The 608-nt window shown below is 35.0% G+C and carries 1 protein-coding gene; it reads right to left on the bottom strand.

Annotated elements, in window-relative coordinates:
• Positions 1 to 41: 41 nt before the first annotated feature.
• The gene (locus tag V7D18_RS23675; RefSeq protein WP_426158086.1) at positions 42 to 437 is read right to left on the bottom strand and encodes a hypothetical protein; all 396 of its coding nucleotides are present in this window, start codon (positions 435 to 437) and stop codon (positions 42 to 44) included.
• Positions 438 to 608: the final 171 nt, after the last annotated feature.

Genomic DNA, 608 nt, shown 5'->3' with positions numbered 1-608 from the left:
AAAAGAAAAGAGACACTGCTGGAGTGCCTCTATCCTGACTATTATAAGTTGTCAACTATAGCTTCAATTTCATCTAAACCGTCGATAAATTCAATTAAAGCATTAAATAATTCCGGAGTAACATTTCCTAAAATGTAAAAGTCAGTTTTTGAACTATCAAAATAATAAAGTTGCTCAGCTTTTATGTATCCGTCTTTGCCATGTCCATTTTTTATGTTTTCAGAACTGGCCGGATATTCAAAGTTACCAGGAAATCCAAGTTTAAATCTTCTTTGTTCCTCTGAATGGAATGACGACATGACGTTACAGATCAAATCATAATCCAAGCCTCGAATTTTTCCCTGTTCTGTACTCAATACAACAAATGAATGTCTTTTTAGAGTTCTTCCCTGGCTAGTATACTCTTTTACTACAATGATATCCCCGACTTTACACATTAGTTACTTACTCCTTGTTTTTTCTTTTGGTGACTATTGCTTTCTTTCTCCCCTGTAGTACGTCTTCTTCCCAATCAATTGGCGTTACATCTTTTAACGCCTCTTCGGAAGACACAAATCGTATTTTTTTCTTTCCAAGGGAATGCAAATCAAGTCCAGCATAACTTGTTA

Origin of the sequence: Lacrimispora sp. 38-1 (genome assembly GCF_049890855.1) — a bacterium.
Taxonomy (GTDB): Bacteria; Bacillota; Clostridia; order Lachnospirales; family Lachnospiraceae; genus Lacrimispora.
The sequence above is the reverse complement of the archived record's forward strand: the minus strand, read 5'-3'. Positions and strand labels throughout refer to the sequence as shown.

Coding starts and splice junctions, on each gene's coding strand:
- V7D18_RS23675 (WP_426158086.1), bottom strand. CDS start 437: ATGTGTAAAGTCGGGGATATCATTGTAGTAAAAGAGTATACTAGCCAG.